19 protein-coding genes, 2 tRNA genes and 1 pseudogene are annotated in these 19,799 nt (G+C 42.8%); 3 read left to right on the forward strand and 19 right to left on the reverse strand.

The window, feature by feature from the left end:
- Window positions 1-75: 75 nt before the first annotated feature.
- From VB073_RS03755 to VB073_RS03795, 9 genes and pseudogenes are all read right to left on the reverse strand, one after another.
- Window positions 76-1,239 (reverse strand): hypothetical protein, encoded by a 1,164-nt coding sequence (locus tag VB073_RS03755; protein WP_323402812.1) that lies wholly within the window; start codon window positions 1,237-1,239, stop codon window positions 76-78.
- Window positions 1,240-1,329: 90 nt separating this feature from the next.
- Window positions 1,330-2,409: a butyrate kinase gene (buk, locus tag VB073_RS03760; RefSeq protein ID WP_323402813.1), complete on the reverse strand. Its 1,080-nt coding sequence runs from the start codon at window positions 2,407-2,409 to the stop codon at window positions 1,330-1,332.
- Window positions 2,410-2,432: 23 nt separating this feature from the next.
- Window positions 2,433-3,332, reverse strand: coding sequence for a bifunctional enoyl-CoA hydratase/phosphate acetyltransferase (locus VB073_RS03765; protein ID WP_323402814.1), 900 nt, complete (start codon window positions 3,330-3,332; stop codon window positions 2,433-2,435).
- 202 nt (window positions 3,333-3,534) lie between these two features.
- Window positions 3,535-4,977 (reverse strand): glycoside hydrolase family 140 protein, encoded by a 1,443-nt coding sequence (locus tag VB073_RS03770; RefSeq protein ID WP_323402815.1) that lies wholly within the window; start codon window positions 4,975-4,977, stop codon window positions 3,535-3,537.
- A 128-nt stretch (window positions 4,978-5,105) separates the two neighbouring features.
- Complete coding sequence (locus VB073_RS03775) at window positions 5,106-6,476, reverse strand: glycoside hydrolase family 140 protein (RefSeq protein WP_323402816.1); 1,371 nt, start codon at window positions 6,474-6,476, stop codon at window positions 5,106-5,108.
- Window positions 6,477-6,592: 116 nt separating this feature from the next.
- Window positions 6,593-6,778, reverse strand: a complete 186-nt coding sequence (locus VB073_RS03780; RefSeq protein WP_323403182.1) for a nucleotidyl transferase AbiEii/AbiGii toxin family protein — start codon at window positions 6,776-6,778, stop codon at window positions 6,593-6,595.
- Between the two features lie 34 nt (window positions 6,779-6,812).
- Window positions 6,813-7,238: pseudogene (locus tag VB073_RS03785) on the reverse strand (type IV toxin-antitoxin system AbiEi family antitoxin domain-containing protein); the annotation flags it as partial.
- 24 nt (window positions 7,239-7,262) lie between these two features.
- The gene (locus VB073_RS03790) at window positions 7,263-7,577 is read right to left on the reverse strand and encodes an AbiEi antitoxin N-terminal domain-containing protein (protein ID WP_323402817.1); all 315 of its coding nucleotides are present in this window, start codon (window positions 7,575-7,577) and stop codon (window positions 7,263-7,265) included.
- Window positions 7,578-7,848: 271 nt separating this feature from the next.
- Window positions 7,849-7,921: transfer RNA gene (locus VB073_RS03795), tRNA-Gly, on the reverse strand.
- Between the two features lie 84 nt (window positions 7,922-8,005).
- Between VB073_RS03795 and VB073_RS03800 the strand changes: the two genes are divergently transcribed.
- Window positions 8,006-8,079, forward strand: a tRNA-Pro gene (locus tag VB073_RS03800).
- Window positions 8,080-8,187: 108 nt separating this feature from the next.
- On the opposite strand, the gene VB073_RS03805 is transcribed toward VB073_RS03800, so the two are convergent.
- Both VB073_RS03805 and VB073_RS03810 read right to left on the reverse strand, forming a co-directional pair.
- Window positions 8,188-8,484 carry a transcriptional regulator gene (locus VB073_RS03805; RefSeq protein ID WP_323402818.1) on the reverse strand — a complete coding sequence of 99 codons (297 nt, stop codon included), beginning with the start codon at window positions 8,482-8,484 and terminating at the stop codon, window positions 8,188-8,190.
- Window positions 8,485-8,486: 2 nt separating this feature from the next.
- Window positions 8,487-9,062, reverse strand: a complete 576-nt coding sequence (locus VB073_RS03810) for a hypothetical protein (protein ID WP_323402819.1) — start codon at window positions 9,060-9,062, stop codon at window positions 8,487-8,489.
- Window positions 9,063-9,363: 301 nt separating this feature from the next.
- Between VB073_RS03810 and VB073_RS03815 the strand changes: the two genes are divergently transcribed.
- A complete protein-coding gene (locus VB073_RS03815; protein ID WP_323402820.1) occupies window positions 9,364-11,184 on the forward strand; it encodes a DUF3857 domain-containing protein in 1,821 nt (606 codons plus the stop codon).
- 72 nt (window positions 11,185-11,256) lie between these two features.
- Window positions 11,257-13,176, forward strand: a complete 1,920-nt coding sequence (locus VB073_RS03820; RefSeq protein ID WP_323402821.1) for a DUF3858 domain-containing protein — start codon at window positions 11,257-11,259, stop codon at window positions 13,174-13,176.
- Between the two features lie 23 nt (window positions 13,177-13,199).
- Here the strand turns inward: VB073_RS03820 and VB073_RS03825 are convergent, their stop codons facing one another.
- From VB073_RS03825 to VB073_RS03860, 8 genes are all read right to left on the reverse strand, one after another.
- Window positions 13,200-13,673, reverse strand: coding sequence for an Lrp/AsnC family transcriptional regulator (locus tag VB073_RS03825; protein WP_323402822.1), 474 nt, complete (start codon window positions 13,671-13,673; stop codon window positions 13,200-13,202).
- Between the two features lie 92 nt (window positions 13,674-13,765).
- Window positions 13,766-14,458, reverse strand: a complete 693-nt coding sequence (locus VB073_RS03830; protein WP_323402823.1) for a 2-C-methyl-D-erythritol 4-phosphate cytidylyltransferase — start codon at window positions 14,456-14,458, stop codon at window positions 13,766-13,768.
- The gene (gene xseB, locus VB073_RS03835) at window positions 14,455-14,646 is read right to left on the reverse strand and encodes an exodeoxyribonuclease VII small subunit (RefSeq protein ID WP_323402824.1); all 192 of its coding nucleotides are present in this window, start codon (window positions 14,644-14,646) and stop codon (window positions 14,455-14,457) included. Before xseB ends, VB073_RS03830 begins: the two co-directional genes overlap by 4 nt.
- Before the next feature lie 55 nt (window positions 14,647-14,701).
- Window positions 14,702-15,958 carry an exodeoxyribonuclease VII large subunit gene (gene xseA, locus VB073_RS03840; RefSeq protein ID WP_323402825.1) on the reverse strand — a complete coding sequence of 419 codons (1,257 nt, stop codon included), beginning with the start codon at window positions 15,956-15,958 and terminating at the stop codon, window positions 14,702-14,704.
- A gap of 2 nt (window positions 15,959-15,960) precedes the next feature.
- On the reverse strand, window positions 15,961-17,625 hold the full coding sequence (locus tag VB073_RS03845; protein ID WP_323402826.1) for a S8 family peptidase: 1,665 nt from the start codon (window positions 17,623-17,625) through the stop codon (window positions 15,961-15,963).
- A complete protein-coding gene (locus VB073_RS03850; protein ID WP_323402827.1) occupies window positions 17,622-17,846 on the reverse strand; it encodes an LPXTG cell wall anchor domain-containing protein in 225 nt (74 codons plus the stop codon). The genes VB073_RS03845 and VB073_RS03850 overlap by 4 nt, the downstream gene beginning before the upstream one ends.
- Window positions 17,830-18,330, reverse strand: a complete 501-nt coding sequence (locus VB073_RS03855) for a flavodoxin domain-containing protein (RefSeq protein ID WP_323402828.1) — start codon at window positions 18,328-18,330, stop codon at window positions 17,830-17,832. Before VB073_RS03855 ends, VB073_RS03850 begins: the two co-directional genes overlap by 17 nt.
- 5 nt (window positions 18,331-18,335) lie before the next feature.
- On the reverse strand, window positions 18,336-19,799 hold the full coding sequence (locus VB073_RS03860) for an aminoacyl-histidine dipeptidase (protein ID WP_323402829.1): 1,464 nt from the start codon (window positions 19,797-19,799) through the stop codon (window positions 18,336-18,338).

The following is a 19,799-nucleotide window of genomic DNA, read 5'->3' on the forward strand; positions in this document are numbered from 1 at the left end:
TCTTAAGAGAATCAAGAGCCAAGACTTGGAATTTGAGATTGAGAAAGATTGAATTGGTAATTAGTAATTGGTAATTTAAAAGACATTTACGTAAGCAATATAATTCGTAGTCCTAGTAACGGGAGTCAACGAGAGGTAGCCGGAAAGGATTTTTTCGTTCTCTACCATCAATGGGGACTCCCGTTGCATTTTTTCATGAAACGATAAAGCGCTTTCCAGTTTTTTAAAATAATCCACTACGAACCGGCCTTCTGCACCGGGATGGACGTAGCGATCATAAAAGATACGGGCTGCCATCCCCATATTCATCCGCATATTGGTTTCCACACAGGGTTGGATACAATATCCTCCTGATGTCTCACAGGCCATCATATCCACTCCCGCATAACCGGTATAAAGCAGAAAACGGCGGGATAGTTTTTCCGCCAGTGATTTTCTGAGTCGGTGCAATAATTCTATCGGCATATATTTACAAAGTTTTTCCTCAATCCGGGCATCGCTAAGCAATTCATTCCCTATATAAGCGCCCGAAGCGGCTGTGTTAAACATGGAATAACCGGTAAAACGGGCCTCTCCTTCGTGCAGGTAAAATTCCATCGCGAAATCCTGCATTTTGGCCAGCATCGGCTCTGCCACCACACCACCCTGTTCCCTGACGACCCGCCGGCACCAGTCGCATTGTTTATCGGTGATCTCTCCCAATATCCATATTAACCCTTTGCCGCTACCGGAAAGAGGCATTTTTAATACTTTATTTCCGGGAACAGATTGTAACCATACATATAATTCGTCCGTATCAGTAAAAAAACGAGACTCTCCGCAGCATCCGGTCTCTTCGGTTTGCAGCTCTTGCAATATTTCCACAGCATGTCGACGGCTAGAATAATTCCTTAGCCGCATTAAATCTTCCGGTGAGACCAATGCCCGTTCATCTACTCCGTACGATATGAGTTTGCGTCTTAACGTGGGATTCCATCCCCAGGGAACAATCTTCCGACTGGGGTATAATGCGATATCGGAGAACGAGATAAGTGACGCTTCCACCGGTAAAACCTTTCTCACTATCTCCAGATATGACTGGTTCAATTCTCCACTGGCAATCACTTTCGTATCCTTCCCGGCGTACCAGATAGGCAAGACTGCCAACTCTTCCGCCATTCGGATTGCGGATGCCGGGGGTGTGTAATTAGGAGTAAAATTGGCCAATGCGAGGTCATTCTCGGGATTAAAAAGATACATCGACTATATGGTTCTGGCTCGTCCTATACTTCTGATTTTATACTCTTCTGATTCGTTTCGTGCCGGTTGTTTTCTGCAGTTACAGGAAACTCATTTGTATTCCTTTATCTCGATATCGCCGTTAAGCGCAAGCAACGCATTGGCCGCCAAAGCCCCCATCTCATCCTGTCCGGGATAAACATGGACAGGTGCAATCCGGTAGACCCTTTCGATAATAAGGTTGCAAAACCATTTACTGTTGGCAATTCCACCGGTAATCAGGATTCCATCGACTTCACCTTTCAGTACGGTGGACATCGCTCCTATTTCTTTTGCTACCTGATAGGCCATCGCTTCCAGGACTTCTTTGCTTTTCTCATCGCCATCTTTTGCTTCCCGTTCAGCCAGATAGGCATCATTTGTTCCAAGGTATGCCATCATACCCCCTTTACCGATGATCATCGAGTACATCTCTTCATAGGTGTACTTCCCGCTGAAAGCAGCTTTCAGGAACGCTCCCATGGGTAGTGTTCCCGAACGTTCCGGAGAAAAGGGGCCGTCGCCATCCAATCCCTGGTTCACATCCACCACTCTCCCCCTACGATGTGCACCTACCGTAATACCACCTCCCAAATGGACGACGATAAGATTCAGATCCTCATATTTTTTCATGATGGAATTGGCGTGAGAACGGGCAATTGCTTTCTGATTCAATGCATGAAAGACAGAGCTCCTCTCAAAGGCAGGATGTCCCGAGTACCTTGCCAGAGGATCAAGTTCATCCACTACCACCGGATCGGCGATAAAAGCCACGGCTGACGGGAGCATACTGGCAATATCGGCAGCAATCAATCCCCCCAGATTACTGGCGTGCTCCCCCCGTTTACACTCCAGGAGATCTTTCTTCATCTCTTCGTTTATCCGGTAAACACCTGAACCTATCGGTTTCACCAATCCTCCCCGGCCGATCACCGCATCAATTGTCTCCAAAGGTATATCGGCATTCTTCAACTCTTCGTAAATGACTCCTTTGCGGTATTCCACCTGATCTGTGATACGGTTGTATTTATTCAACATATCGAGAGAATACTTTATCGTCTTCAAAAAAATCACTTTTTCCTGTTGAAAGATGGCAATCTTTGTGGACGTAGAGCCGGGGTTAATCACTAAAATACGTGTATTTATTCCCATTTGAATGTCTTATTTATAAGTTGTTAATCTATCAGTGTGGCCAAAGCGATGGAGAGCAGTTTGCTCCGCTCATCGTCCGATCGCGATGTCAGCACTACCGGTACGGAAGCACCCATCACCACCGCGGCCGACGTAGCTCCTCCCAAAAAATTGAGTGCCTTGTAAAACATATTTCCAGCTTCAATATCAGGAGCAAGAATCACATCACAATCACCGGCCACCTCGCCTCCGATACCTTTATTTCGGGCTGCTGTGGCATTCACCGCTATATCAATCGCAAAGGGGCCGTCGACTATACATCCTTTCAGGAGACCTTTTGCGTTCATTTCTTTCAACTGATCAGCGTGCACCGTCGCCTCCATTTTAGGATTCACTATCTCCACCGCAGCAGCGACAGCAACTTTGGGATTTTCAAGACCAATCCCCTGACAGGCTCTCACTGCGTTATGGATGATCTGCACCTTTGCATCCAGATCGGGAGCAATATTCATTGCCACGTCCGTCACACAAAATATCTTATGGTAATAGGGCGATTCGAAGAAAGCCACATGACTCAAGAGCTGATCGGTACGCAGACCGATCTCTTTGTCCAGCACTGCTTTCAGAAGATCGGCAGTACTCACGAAACCCTTCATGATAAAATCCGCATCCCCGCTTTTTACTTTTGCCACAGCGATACGGGCGGAAACAGCACCTCCTTCCCGGTTATCGACCAATTCGATGCCATCCAGCACAAAACCGATCGATTGCGCTATCTGCTCAATCTTCTCCTTATCTCCTATCAGCAGAGGAATGATAATCCCCTCTCTCATGGTATCCTGCAAAGCTTTCAAAACATGTTTGTCTTCGGCAGCGGCGACAACCATTTTCCGTATAGATCGTTCTTTCGCTTTACGCAGCAATTCATCCAAATCGCGAATCATAAGAATTATTATTTTGCGCTGTTTTACTTGCAAATAAACAAAAAATCCGGCAATACTCAGCTACAATTCCGACTATTTATTGACAAAAAGTAAAACAAGACAAAACTCCTGTATATAATTCACCGCTAAAGAATTTTTCCTGATAGGTGACATCAACCCAACAAAAGATTTTATGATCTACAATAATAAGCTCTTACCTTCATTATTGCTTTCCCGGTGCAGGATAATTGAATGCTGCATCATCCAATACCAATATCCAGTCGATTAACTCTCCTTTATCAGGTGAAATAAATACCCTCTCGTCCTGCACATTTTCAAACGTATCAAAAAGAGTTGCTTTACCATTACGTGGATTATACCACCATACCTTTACTTTTGACCCTTTGATGGCTTTCATATTAACGGTGAAAGCACGTCCCACGGGACAATAAATCATGGCGTAAGTACCATTCGTATCACGGGTTGCCACGAACCGATAACGGCCTTCTCCCGGAACAGACGTAGGAACTCTCCCCTTCACTATAATTGAAGGATCAGGTATTCTCGTAAAAAATGGACGCGACTCGATCAATCTCTTTCCATAGACCATTTGTAAGGCTCCTGGCTGATCAAGCGCTTCTTGCCATGACATCAAGGGATTATTGATAGGATGTCTTTCTTTTTCAGGATCATACATCTGCCATATGGAATGATGGCCATAGGTATGACCAAATGCCCCATCAAAAAGATTCCAGTATAGTGCCCTTCTGATATCGGCAGCGATGGAATGTCCTTGTCTGCCTGCATCAAAATTTACAGGATGGTCTTCATATAAAGGTTCCGCATCCATTACAGGCTTAGTAGGCTCCCTGTTATAATCTTCCTGCGTCTTACTATATCTGTATGTATAATCAGTAGCATGTCCGTTCTGGCGCATATTAAAATCCAGCCAGTTGTCGTTATGAAACCACTCTGCAGAACCTCTTGATCCGGGTGGATGAAAACTGATAAGATGTGATCCGCCATCAGCCGCCTTTATACCTTGCGCCATCGCCCTGATTATTGCATAATGATGGTCATTCTTTACTTCCCGGTCTCCCCCCAATATCCATATCACTTTCTTGTCTTTATATCGTTTTCCAAGGAATTCACCATAAGCCCGTGCATTTTCAGGTGTAAAAAAGCGTATTCCGTCATCATGCCAGTAACGGCCCCAGGTTGGTAAAAAACCAATATACATATCTAATTCGTTGGCTTTGTCTACAACATAATCCACATGGTCCCAGTAATCATTATCAGCACCTTCCTTTACAGCCGGTTGCGCAGGATTCAAGTTCTGAAGAGGTAGATAGCCATAAGCGTTTGGCACAGTATGTCCGTCAAATTCCGCCAGTGCTACTGCCTGGATAACATTAAAACCTTTCTTTGCCCTGTCCTCTAAATACTGATCAGCTTCTTCCCTATTCAAACGGTGAAAAAGCTCCCAGGCGGTATCTCCAAGATAGAAAAAAGGAGTACCATCTTCGTGTTGTAGGAAACGTTTATTCTCAGAAACTTTTAATTTTCCATGAGAAAAGGTATCCTTACCCGGCTGTTTCGGTTTTACAACAGAACATGAAAGTAAAACCGCAAGGAGGAATAAATTGGATAAAATGCGTAAATTCATAAGCTTTCAGGTTGAAATAAATTTATACTATTTTGATATTATCTTCCGATATTTAATAATTGAAGCATGGCTTGCATCCAATGCACTGCGATTGAATCCGCTCAGGAAAAAGAACTTATATCCGTACTCTATTTTCCGGGCATACCGTATTTCTTCGAAGCATTATCGAGAACCAATACCCAGTCGTTACCGGTACCCAAAGAGGGAGGTATAAACTCCATTGTTTCCGACTTCCTGAAGGTACCAATCTTTATTGATTCATTATTCCTGGGATTATACCACCATGCCGTAATTTTTTTTCCACCGACATATCTGGTATTAATTTTGACCTTTTGACCGATAGGGATATAAGCCATTGCATAACTCTTCTTTTCGTGATAAAAGGAAGTAATAAATTTATCATCTTCGGTTGGGAAATCGATCACTATCTCCCAGGCAGGAATACGGTTACCGGGAGGCCTTGACTCCATTAGTTTGCGCAGATAACCGGCCTGAAAAGAAGCAGGATCATCCAGAGACTCATACCAATAGTTCTTCGGTTGTGCGTACGCAGGTTTGTCTTTCTGATAGAATTGCCAGACCGAATGGTGACCATACGTAACCCCTGCAGCACCTGCGAAAACGGATCGGTAGAGTTGCTTGCGGACATCATAATCAGTGAAATATCCCCTTTCAGCTTTCCAGTTCACAGGATGAGCCTCATAATTGGGCTCGGAATCGATAATGGGTTTAGCCGGAATATATTCCCGATCCCTTCTTACCCAAGCCCATGTAGGTAAATCGTGTTTACGGTGTCCCGACTGTAGCATATGAAAATCCAGCATATCTTCATCTTTCCAGAAATGAGTGGACGAGGTTTCTCCGGCAGGATGATAAGTAACCAACTGTTTTGCTCCTCCATCCCGGAGTCCCTTTACCATACTACGGTAAATAGGTCGCCAGTCGGCGGTATCGGTAAAGGCAGGCCGATCGCCTCCCCCTACCCAAACAATATTGGTGTAATTGCCATACCTTTTACCCAAGGCCACACCATATTCATAGGCATTCTTTTCATTAAAGATAACGCGTTCACCTTTCTCCCATAAGGGAGATATACTATGTCCCCAGGTTGGAAGAAGAGCGACATAGATACCCCGTTTTGCCGCTTCTGCAATTGTTTGGTCTATTTCCACAAAATACTTTTCATTGAAATCGGAAGGATCTTCGTCCGGGAAAGGCAACTCCCCCTTTCGGTTTGTCTTGCCCGCCTCAATGACACTTTGAATAATGTTAAATCCCTTACGTTGCCTGTTGTCAAGATACTCTTTGGTCTCCTCTTCCGTCAATGCCCTGAACAGTTGCCATCCGGTATCCCCAAGCCAGAAAAAGGGTCTTCCATCTTCCGACTCAAGATAATGACCATTATCTGCCACTTTCAACAATTTACATTTATTGCCGGTTTGCGCAAAAGCCAATCCGGCAAAAAAAATACATAAAGATAGTAATGACAATCTTCTCATTTTTCAATCTGTTTTTATGGTTCATATCGATTACCCCGCGCCGAGGCAGTGTTTTTACCAATCTAAGGAACTCAAAGATAAATCATTTTCAGCGATTTTCTGCTGAAATAACTCTTTTATTTCCCACATAAAAAACAGGTATTCTTTTTATGGATATCAGCAAACGAATCTTCCCTGGCTTTTATTGGAATATAAGTAAGGTCAACGTCAACGGAGTACCGAGGGAGGTCGAGGATATACAGGTTTATTGCCGTTCCACCATGAATGGCAAAACTCTCCACGTCCTCTAATATCGGGATAATTCTAAGGAGTAATTAAACCTGTTGCCGGTACATTCTATTCATAATATGCCAAATCTTTCGGTAAGGTTATCTGATATTTCGGATCATAAACGCCATTCTTCACATTTGAGCGTTTTCCTTTGCCCAGGTCTATCCTGTCCAAATTCAAATCATGGAACCACGGATGTCGGGCTTTCTCTGCCATATAAAGAAACAACCGTTTCACCTTGACCGAACTGTTTTCCTCTAATAATTCCTGCAGTAATTTTGGCCTCAAACCGGTAAGCATTTCCATGATCTGGTACAAATCGGTAAGATTGTAATATTTTGGAGCAAGGTCTAAACTTTCCAGAAATGCCCTTTCAGGCAGCGAAACCGCCACCTCAAAATTGTTTTCATTGACTGTTGATATTCCTTTCCCGTTATATTCCGAGTATTTCTTCAGGATATCAACACCCCAGTCATATTCCGAAAACCATTTTGGAAACCATTCACCCCGGGGACATTATATTACTATTGTCTGCCGGCCAAGTGGAACATAATGGGCCAATCCCCGCATTTCCAAAGCAGATACAGCCCCTATATGAAGTTTCTTACCTAACTGGCTATTGTAGCACGACAAAGCATTGAACAAGGTCGGTTCTTCACCTGTCCTGTACATCACACCATCATCTATAGCCGTAAGCCATTGCGAATTACGATAATGTCTCTGCAGGGAATAGGATATGCCATTTTGATTTAACCACGAGGCAAAGTACAATGCCCCCGGTGGGAATCTCTGCAGCAATGAGTTTATTTTTGTCTGTCCTGTTGCAGTCATACTGCAAATATACTATACAATATAAACCGATTATCTCTCCCGGCAGATCATTTACCCGGCTTCTACCGCCTTGCCGGAATTGATCGTCGTGTATTTCTTATTCGGGTTCAACAATTTGTCCACATGTAGATCACTTCGTAATTGAAAATGTGTGTCGCTTTGTTGACGCTGTTTTTCTTTTCATTGTTTTTCTGGACGTATGTTTGTTATTTGTTTGTTATAAGTAAAAAGCACCTACCAGAATTAACCGATAAGTGCTTAATAATGATTGAGCGGCAAACGAGACTCGAACTCGCGACCCTCAGCTTGGGAAGCTAATGCTCTACCGACTGAGCTATTGCCGCATTACCGATGCAAAAATAATCAATTTTCATAGAATTCCTCTCCGATTCGAAAAAAATTATTTACCTTTGCACCCACAAATTGATCGGGATGTAGCACAGTTGGCTAGCGCGCCACGTTCGGGACGTGGAGGTCGGGTGTTCGAGTCACCTCATCCCGACATAATTACCCACTATCTGGCTTACGACTACCTTTGAGAGGTGGTCGTATTCTTTTACCGGGACAGATACTGGATAGAGCTCAGGAAAAAGATGGATTCCAGCCTTTTTTATTCCTCTCTCGGCGGGTTCAGATAACTTTGCAATGCTTCCACATACTGTTGAAAAGCATCTATGCCTTTTGGGGTAATACGACAGACAGTACGGGTGCGTTTACCGGCAAATCCGCGTTCCATATCAATATATCCGGCTTCATTGAGTTTATCGATCTGCACGCTGAGGTTACCGGCAGTAGCTCCGGTCTTTTCGCGAAGATAAACGAAATCGGCTTCTTCTACCGAAATAAGGATAGACATTACGGCCAACCGCAGTTCGGAATGCAATAACGGATCGAGCGATGCAAACATAATTATTTCCTCCCTTTTGCATTGAGAATATGGCCGGGAATGACCATCATCACCAGAAATACAGCGGCAAAAACCAGTATCTGCTCCGTACCTTTCATAAACAGACATGCAAGCGATAAGGCTATCCCTACAAATCCGGCAACAGCTAACGGAGTAAATCGTATGACCAGTCCCGTGATTGCTGTGCCGCTTCCCATCAACAGAATAATAATGAACAGAATAGGCAGATTCCAGAAAAATATGGCAGTTACCGATATCATGAAACCGGCTAATCCCATCACCAGCCAGACATATCCCACTACCCTGTCGATATAGGTCTTTACGCCCTTTTCATATTTGCGGATAAGGAAAAACATTGCCGGACCAGCTACTATGGGGATCAGAAACCATAAATAATGCATCCGATAATCACCGGTTGTCGTCAAAAAATACCATACCAGTAAAGACACCACAATAGTAGTGTACCCCCAGACAAGAAAGGTCATCCCCTTTCCTTTTTCCAACTTCTGTTGCGTGTTCTGAATCATTCGAGCGATAAGTTCCAAACTTTCTTTCTCATTTAATTGTCTCTCTTCCATTGTTTTAATTTTTATAAAAGTAAATCGGTTTATATTTTAAACTATAATCACGCTGCAAATATAAATCAGTTTATAATATAAACCTAATATATTTCGAATTATTTCACCATATTTATTTTTTTCCCACGGAATATATAAAAATAGTCCTACAAATTCTTGTAAATATCAAATTATTGTTTACATTTGTCTTGTAAAGGCACACATGAGTCTTGAAAAAATTATTGAGAAACAATCCTACACTGCGACAAAAAGTAACATGTAGTCCAATTAAGTTAAACATAGGTTTGAAGATTTGCACACTATGAAACACCTATTAATTCCATTCTTCATTATCCAGTCATTGGTCTGCCTTTCTCAGCCATCTTCGAGCGAGATAATAAGCCGGACATCCCACTTTGTACTTCATAACAATGGGATGGTTCAAATCGATACGGTATTGATGCAAATAAACGACAGAAGTGCAGACACAGAGATTCTCATCCCCTATTCCAAAGGGGATCGGGTAAATGTAGAGAAAGTATGGATTGAAGATCAGCATGGCAATATTATCCGGAATTTAAAAAAAAATGAGATAAAAGACCGGAGCTATATCTCATCCATCTCCTTATATGAAGATGATTTTGTAAAATATTTTGATTTGAAACACGATAAATATCCTTATCGGATCTACTATATATCACGAATCAGTTATGCGAAATCGCTCAATATTATAGATATAGACCATGCTCGTGCAAAAACCCCGGTTCGCTCGGGGATCCTGATCGTAGAAGTGCCACAAAACGATTCCATAAAATACAAGTATAAAAATGTAGAGAGTCCTGATATCAGTATACAAAATCGATTCAGGAAATACATCTGGAAATATAGCCATACACCACCCTCTTCCATCGAATCATATAGTTGGGACAAAGATTTGACATCCCCCTCCATCCATATTGTTCCCCTTAATTTCAAATATGGTGAAAACGGAAGTTTTGAATCGTGGCAAACGTTTGGGAATTGGATATTCCGTCTGAATAAAAATAAAGACAAACTAACGCCGGAAGAAATTAAAATAGTAGACAGCATGCTCCGAAACATCGACAGCAAGAAACAAAAAGTTGAAACGCTCTACAGATATCTTCAGGATTATACACGTTATATCAACGTAAGTATTAAGTTAGGCGGTCTTCAAACCTATCCGGCAAGTTATGTTTGCAATTACAAGTACGGTGATTGTAAAGCCCTCAGTAATTACCTTCAATCCTTATTAAAGTACGCCGGTATAGAATCATACTACACACTCATTGAAGCCGGAACTAAAGTTCCGGGATTGGACATTGATTTTCCGTCACAAGCCTTTAACCACGTCATATTAACCGTTCCACTGGAAAAAGATACTATTTTCCTGGAATGTACCAACAAAAATATCCCGTTGGGATATATGGGTACGTTTACACAAGGCAGGAAAGCACTTTTAGTCAATGAGAATAACAGCTGTTTGATCGATATACCTTCACTACAACCGGAGGAGGTACTCTGCAGCCGGACTATCAGGATAAAACCGGAAGTACAGGAGATCCATCTACAGGAGGTTCAGAGAGGACACAAGTATGAATTTTTCAATTATGCAGTCAAAGAGCTGGGAAAGGATAAAGTGGATGAGATCATCCGCAGTTACATTTTCCCGGGGAAAGCAGAGCTTGTGAATTATCAATTAAGTCCGAACGACAGACAAACTCCGGAAATAGATCTGGAGGCCCGCTTCAAATCTGAAAATCTATATAGGGAATATGGAAAAAATATAATTCTTCCCCCTTTCCCGACAGGAATTAAAAATTTTGAAAATCCTGATGAAAGGAAAACCGGTATACAAATCGATTATCCTGAGTTTTATAAAGATACGGTTTACTATGAGATCCCAGGGAAACAGATATCCTCACTTCCGGAGGGGATTAGCATAGATACCGAATTCGGACAATATGAGATCTCTTTTGACCATATAGACAATACATTGATTTGCTATAAATCTTTTTTATTATATGCCGGCAAATATCCACTTGAGCGGTATGAAGAGTTCTTCCGTTTTATCCAAACGATGAAAAATAGCGAGACGAAGAATATTCATATAGAAACACTTTAATTAAATCAACACACCTAACTTGTACATACGATGCAAAAAATTACTATTTTATCCTTTTCCCTCATTATATCAATGGCAGGATTTTCCCAGCAGGAAAAATTCTCGCGTGAGTTCGGCAAAGTAACCCAATATGAAATGATAATGAAAGAATATGAGCACGACCCTGACGCAGATGCGGTTGTACTTTATAATCAGGGAGAATACTACTATTCAGGGAATTATGAGCAAGGGGGATTTCAGCTTCGCATGAAGAGGCAAATCAAGATTAAAATCCTGAAGCAATCAGGGGTTCAATATGCAAATTTCGAAATTCCTCTATTCAATGGAGACCAGGAATGGGAAACGATCGAAAGTATAGAGGGTACAACCTATAATATCGATCAGGGATTTACTCAAACAAAATTGGAGTCGAAAAATATATTTGAAGAGAAAGTGAACGACAATGTGCGTGTCAAGAAAATTGCACTCTCCGACGTACGCTCCGGCTCGGTTGTCGAGCTGAGCTACACCATTGTGACGCCTTACTTCTTCAACATGCGCAGTTGGTATTTTCAGCAACGGATACCAGTTATTTATAGTGGTTTAAGATACAGGGCAATCCCTTATTACGAGTATGTTTACATTCTTAAAGGTAGCAATAAACTTGATATTTTAGAATCCCACACATCCTCTACTGAGCTCCAGTTCAGAAATCTCACCTACAGGGAAGTAACTTATGATTTTGGACTGAATGATGTCCCCGCATTTAAGGATGAAGAATTTATATCTTCGGTGGATGATTATATGATCAATATCAACTTCCAGCTCGCCAAATTTCATAATCCTCGTGGAGGAAGCAGGGAAATTATGTCAACCTGGCCAGCTATGTGTGATGAATTTCTTAAGAATGATAATTTCGGGAAATACATTAAGGATGTAGAGAAACAGGCTCCTAAAATTTTAGCCGAAGTAGATATTAAAGGAAAAACAAAAAAGGAGAAGATCGAAATTATTACTGAATTTGTGAAAACAAAGTACGTATGGAATGGTTTTTTGGGGAAATTTGCAGATCTGGAATTGAAGAATTTCTTAAAACAACAAAGCGGCAATGCCGGGAACCTCAATTTATTATTAGCAGGACTACTGAATTCAGCAGGTGTTGATGCGTATCCTGTCATACTAAGTACCCGTGGCAATGGGGTCATCAGTATGAATCACCCGTTCCAGCAATTTTTTAATTATGTCATTGTAATGGCTGACGATGATGGACGGATTCAGCTTCTTGATGCTACAGAACCGCTCTTGTATTATACAGTGTTACCCGAAAGATGCATGAATGTAAATGGGTTGGTAGTAAAACCTAAATCGGATGAATGGATTACCATTCACCAGAGGACATCATCCATGATACAGAAAAACCTAAAGTTGACAATCAATTCCGAAAAGAATAACGTTCAGGCTGAAGCAATCTATTTGGCCACCGGACCGGACGCATATAGGTTTCGCTCAGCGTATAACGGTAATACTGATAATCTGGCTAAATTCTTAAAAGAGAAAGAACAGATCAACGCTACCGACATTAATGTCCCGGAAATGGTAGCTTTGAATAAACCATTCACCTTTTTCTTTAAAGTTGAATATCTGATCGATAATCATTCCGGAAAATTGTTCTTTAACCCGTTTACCTCTCTGACTTTAAATAAAAATCCGTTCAGACAAACAAGCAGGGCACTCCCGGTTGATCTGATTTATTTACGGGGAGAATCCTATAAAAGTACAGTTACCATACCTGAAGGGTACAAAGTTGAATATATTCCAGAAAACCAATCAATCGAAAATGAGCTGATTTCATTCTCTTACAACGCAGTAAAAATTGAGAATCAATTATCTTTCGATGCTCATTTCAATCTAAAGCAATACATTATACAACCAGAAGAATACCAGACACTGAAAGACGATTTCAACAAGATGATCAAAAGTCTTTCAGAAATGGTTGTATTGGTAAAAGAATAAAGATCGTAACGAAGCTGCGACGATCACTCTCCGTTTGTTTCTTTCATAATCGGAATTCCCCGTTTTACGCTCTGGCTCAGAGAAATCATTGTCTCCGTAGCTACGACACCAGGGATTTCCTGTATCCGGTTATTCAACAGATCCATCAGATGCTCATTGTCGCGTGCAAAAATCTTTACCAGAAGAGTATAGGGGCCGGTGGTGAAATGGCATTCGGTCACTTCGGGTATCTTATCGAACTCGGGAATCACGTTTTTATACATCGATCCCTTTTCGAGTTTTACCCCTATATAAGCACTGGAAGCGTAACCAAGAACTTTGGGATTTACATGGTATCCTGATCCGGTAATCACGTCGTTTTCGATCATCCGTTGCACTCGCTGATGAATGGCGGCACGCGATACACCGCATTGCTCCGCCACATCTCTGAAAGGAATACGGGCATTTTGTGAAATGATCTCCAAAATCTGCCTGTCTAACTTATCTATTTTCTCCATAGAAATTTGCATTTGATTTATCCTTCAAAAATAATAAATTTCTATGATATTATGACAAAATGGAGTGATTTAATGAAGAAAACACCGAATATCTATCGATTTGCCATCAATTCATTATAGTATCCGGCAAGCGACATATCGAAGGGTGTGGTAATTTTGATGTTGGTTTCTTCACCTTCCACCAATTGAATTTGTATTCCGGCTCTCTCTGCCACAGACGCATCATCGGTAAAAGAAGGATCGAAAGGGGTCTCGTAAGCTTTTTTTAATTGGCCGGCAGGAAAAACTTGCGGAGTTTGAACAAGTTTCAATTGTCCCCGATCTATGATCTTACTGCCTGTTCCGGTTAGTTGACGTATACTATTTACCTCATCTACCACGGGGATCACCCCCCATTGGTTTTCAAATGCAGCATCGAAGCAACGTTTTATCAGTTGCGACGTCACGAAGGGACGAGCAGCGTCGTGTACTCCCACGGTTTCATCGTCCGAAATTTCGGCTAACCCACTTTTAACGGAATGGAACCGCGTTTCTCCTCCTATAACCACTCTGTGTGGGAGAGTAAACTGATGTTCCTCACACAATTGCGACCACAACGATTGAGTTCCTTCGGGAAGCACAACTACGATACGTATCCTATAATCGTAACCATAAAAGGCACGGACAGTGTGCATCAGCATCGGTACACCACCAATAGGTTGGAACTGTTTGGGCAATTCTCCTCCTGCCCGGAGTCCTTTTCCGCCTGCCACAATGATAACACTCAGTTTTTTTTCAGGCATCATACAATATCGTCCAATATTTTCTGTAGTTCCTTATCGGTTTTAGTCAGCTTTTCCTTACAAAAAGCAATCAGTTCCGACGCCCTTTTCACCTTTTCGGTAAGGGCATCCACATCCAACTCACCCAATTCAATCGCAGCGACAATTGCTTCGAGCTCTTTTTTGGCTTCAATATAGGTCTTTTTTTGCATATTATTTTCTTTTGTTGATTATGAAACTAAAGCTACGGACTTAAGCAAGTCTTATTTACAGCTCAGAATTCTCTATCCTGGTGACGACAGAAGTGGTAAGACCGTCCCTGAAACGAGTTTCAATAGTATCATCCACAGAAAGATCATGGAGCGAAGTTACAATTTTCCCGTTTTTAAGCGTGAGGGTATACCCCCGTCTGAGTACATTCTCTGGTGAAACCATTTCTACAAATTGCGCTCTATTTTCAAGAATATAGGATTGGTGCTGTATCAGATGCCTCACCCCATATTTCATCTTACCGGATAGATGTTGCACGGTAGCTACTTCTCTCTGTATCATTAGGGAAGATTGATGTACCAACTCTTTGGATAATGATAAAAGATCGGTTTGTTCTTTTATCAACCGTGATTCACTTGCGGAGACAACCCTCTCTTCCAGACTGATCAAATGCGTTGCTGTTGTAGTGAGATGAGCAACAAAAAACTCGGCAACAGCCGTAGGTGTTTTCGCACGGGTATGCGCCACGATATCCAGTACGGTTACATCCCTTTCGTGCCCAATGCCACTGATTACGGGAAGCGGGAATTGGGCTACATTCGTTGCAAGAAGGTAGGAGTCAAAACAACTCAAATCGGAAGTGGCACCTCCACCCCGGATGATAGTTACCGCATCGAAGAGTTCCCTATATTGAAACACCTTCTCCAATGCCGCAATAATAGATGCTTCACTCCTGTCACCCTGCATAATGGCAGGGAATAGCTTTGTATAAAAGAGAAGTCCACCAGAGTTGTTTTCCAATTGATTACAAAAATCCTCATACCCTGCGGCAGTAGGTGATGAGATCACCGCGATCCGGTTGGCCAGTTCCGGCAAAACCAGTTCTCTGTTAAGTGCTAAAACGCCTTCCTCCTCCAACTTTTTCAGGACAAGCTGCCTGTTACGGGCTATCTCCCCCATGGTAAATGAGGGATCAATATCCACTACCGTAAGTGAGTAACCATACAGTTCATGAAACTCTACCGATACCCGCACCAACACATTGATACCCGATGTAAATTGCTGTCCCGTCTCGTTCTCGAAATAGGAAAACAGCATCTGGAAGACATTCGACCAAATCACTCCCCTCGCCTTCGCTATGATGGATTGTGTTATACGATCCTTTTCAATAAATTCAAGATAGCAGTGTCCGTTGCGGTTACGACGCACATCACTTGTCTCGGCCCGCATCCAGTAGGTTTCCGGCAGGTGATCACGAATGGCATCCTTCACCTGGCGGTTGAGTTCCGATAATGTCAGAGAAGATTCGGTCATGATCAGATTTCCACCTTATATACACGTTGTTTAAACGGCTCTTCAACAACAAAATAGAGAAAACGATTACTTTTACGGATATCATCCGGAAGCGGGACCAACTGCTGCAGGTTATCCACACTAAATCTATATGATGAGATCGGATATCCCGATTCATCGAGTAGACGAAAAGAATAAGAAGCGGGGGAATAGACTGGATCAGATATACTCACCATATAACCCCCAGTAGTTTCAGGACGAATAATCCAAATCTTATCGTTCACATTTTGGGGATAAGCCTCTAATTTAGCCAATACCTCCTTCATGGCCCGATGAAAATCGGGTATTCCGTAACCATATACCGAATCAGGATTCATATACCTGTCAGACGAACGTCTGACGATATCGATCAACTCCGATCGGGGTAGATCTGGATTTACAGACCATAATGACGTTATCAACCCGGTCAGGAAAGGAGATGACAGGGAAGTGCCACTCGTGTACCCGATCGCTCCTTCCTTTCCAATAGTAATAGTTTCCCATCCCACAGACACCAGATCGGGTTTGATACGTCCGTCGGCAGTCAAACCGTGAGAACTGAAAGGGGCGATGATGCTGTCCGTCCCTACCGCACCTACAGACAGTATATTCTTTGCATCAGCCGGTGGGGTGATTTTCCGCCATGGTTTGTCTCCTTCATTACCCGCACTCACCACGATTAACACTCCTTTTTCATAGGCTTTATCGGCAGCTTGCGACATAAGTGAACTGCGTCCGTTCAATTCGGCATGCGTATAGTTCAATGACTTATCATCAAAATTATTATATCCCAACGAAGTATTAATGACATCCACACCGAGGCTGTCCGCAAATTCAACTGCCCGTACCCAATAATCCTCCTCTACCGGAAATTCACTTGAAACATCTTCCGATCTCAGGAGCCAATAGGTGGCTTCGGGTGCGGATCCCACCATCAATCCCGGGAGATCGGTTGCCATAGTCGACAATACTTTGGTACCATGATCGCTTGATGAGAAAATATTTCCTCCAACGACAAAATCCCTGTAGCCACCCAGTTTGATAGACTCAAAAAGGGGTATTACGTCGAAATTGGTAAATCCTGCATCTATCACACCTACCAACATACCTTTACCCTTAAACCCGGCTTCAGTCATGGCTGTAGCATTGTGCATCCTGAATTGGGCATCGGTAAGGCGATATTCGGTGTAATCCTGGTTTTCGGCATCGCCAATCTCATTGAACGGGGTTGAACTTAGACGGGGACGGGCTTTCTCATCGGAAAGGGTTTTACTACCCCGCCAGATATATTTCACCGAGTCGACAAACGGGAAGGACTCAATACTTCCAATCCCAACACTGTCAGTCACCTCAACCACTAAAGTATTAAACCATTTACTATGCGTGACGATCTTTCCTCCTGCTTTCTCTACCAGCGTGAAGTAGTCGCGTGAGATCGGGAAATCAGATTTATCGATTATAATTTTCTCCTTTCTTTTTCTTTCGATTGACCGTTTGGAAAGAAAGGCTCTGGGATTTTCCGTCGAATATGTAGAATACCCTTTGTCTTTCAGGTAGACACGGAATTTATAACACTGCGGATGCTGAGTTGTTTGTCCGGATAAAAAAAGAGTAAAGAGAAAAAACAGAAATGTAAAAAAGTATTTCATTGGTTCAAATCCTTTTTGGAGAAGCGAGCTCTTATTTTTTTCCTTCTTTTCAGGATAAAAAAGAGCAATAACGCGAACAGTAAACATACTCCGATAACTCCAAAATATTCGCCCCAGTTACCGGATACCTTATATCTGGGATAGGCCATCGCGGCCATCACGGCAAAATAGAGGAGCAGTGCTACCGGTAAAAGTATATGTCTCTCAATTTTTCGGCTCATTGACTGATGAGATTATTTTAGCAAAACGTTCAATTCTCTCCTTTGAGATCGCAACCACTAACTCACCTTCTCTGATCATCCGGCTGGTCACGACACGCTCCCAAAAAGAAAGTTTTAATTTATCAACCTCACCCCCGAAGTAATCGCGCACCACTGCCCTCCGGTTAAGAACATCCGGAAATGCATCGTCTAACTGTTGTTGCGCTTTCTCACCCGAGTAGAGGCAGTTGATAAACAAACCGAGGCGTTTCGAAGCAAGCAATTCCAGATTATCGTTACAAAAAGATGATATTTCATCCTGTATCTTCCCGTTATGGATGGATCCGCCCACAATGATTGCTTCGTATCCTGAAAGATCGGGCAGATAATTCCTCCGGTTCAGGTTGCAGATATCCACTTTTCCCTCTATCCGCCTGAACAATTCCCTGGCACATTTCTCAACTGTACCGTGGTTGGATGCAAAGACAATCAGCGTATTGTCCATGAATACTATTTCAAATTCTGTAATGTTTCAACAAGATAATCATAGCATTTCCCTACAGTAGCGATCAGCACCGCCTCATCGGGGGAGTGTGCACCGGTAATAGTTGGGCCAAAAGAGACAATATCAAGTTTTTGCTCCACATTCGACTGGATGATACCGCATTCCAGTCCCGCATGTATCACCACCACCTTAGGCCTTTCCCCATACTTCTCGAGATATATCCTCTCCATGGTGTGTAACAGTTCTGATCCGGCATTGGGTTGCCATCCCGGATAATCACCTCCGAACTCAACTTTCGCTCCGGCCAGAAGGAAAAGGCTTTCTACCGAAGAGCATATCCAATCCTTACGGCTTTCGGAAGAACTACGCACCAGTAATTTTATCTCCACACTGTCCCCTTCGGAATGTACAAGTGCGAGGTTCAACGAACTCTCCACGATTCCGGGAAAATCGGCCAGATAGCTTATCACACCGTTGGGGCAACCCTCTACCGCATTAATAATATCATCCTGTACCTCTTCGGGCAAAAGAGCTTCAGGCATATCAGTCATCTCAGCACTGAAAGAAATATTGTCTTCAATACCTGAAAAATCTTCGCGGAACAACAACTCATACTCACTTACCAAGTCGATCAAGTCGTCCGAAAGTTGTTCGGGTATAGTCAGTACCACGAATGATTCACGCGGGATAGCGTTACGTAGCGATCCCCCTTGTATGCTAGCGATACGGGCTTCGTAATTGGCAACCACATCTTTCAGAAAGCGGTTCATCAGCTTGTTGGCATTGGCCCGGCCCAGATGGATCTGCACTCCTGAATGTCCACCCTTCAATCCTTGCAGGCTTATCTTATAAGCCACATCGCCTTTTTCGATCTCCTTGTCGGGTTGGAAACGGAAAGAGACATTCACATCTCGACCTCCGGCACAACCGATACAGAGTTCTCCATCTTCTTCGGTATCAAGATTGAGCATCATTTCTCCTTTCAATAAACCTCTCTCCAAACCGTTCGCACCATCCATACCGACCTCTTCGTCGATGGTGAAAAGTGCCTCGATCGGAGGATGCTGGAGTGATTCATCTTCGAGCACGGCCATCATCATAGCACAACCGATACCGTTGTCGGATCCCAACGTAGTGGCGCGGGCTTTCACCCACTCCCCATCAATATAAGTCTCTATGGGATCTGTGGCAAAGTCATGCTTCACACCCGCATTTTTTTGAGGTACCATATCGAGGTGCGATTGCAAGATCACCCCTTTACTGCTTTCATACCCTTTGGAAGCCGGTTTACCGATCACAACATTCCCTACTTCGTCCTGTTTCGTTTCCAGGTTAAGGGATTTCCCAAATTCCATCACGAAGCGGGTCACATCTTCCATCTGGCCCGTCGGACGGGGTATCTGGGTAAGTGAATAGAAATGGTTCCAAACTTTTTTCGGATCTAAATTCAAAATTTCTGCTACAGCCAT

The sequence above is a fragment of the Proteiniphilum sp. genome, assembly GCF_034927365.1.
GTDB lineage: Bacteria > Bacteroidota > Bacteroidia > Bacteroidales > Dysgonomonadaceae > Proteiniphilum.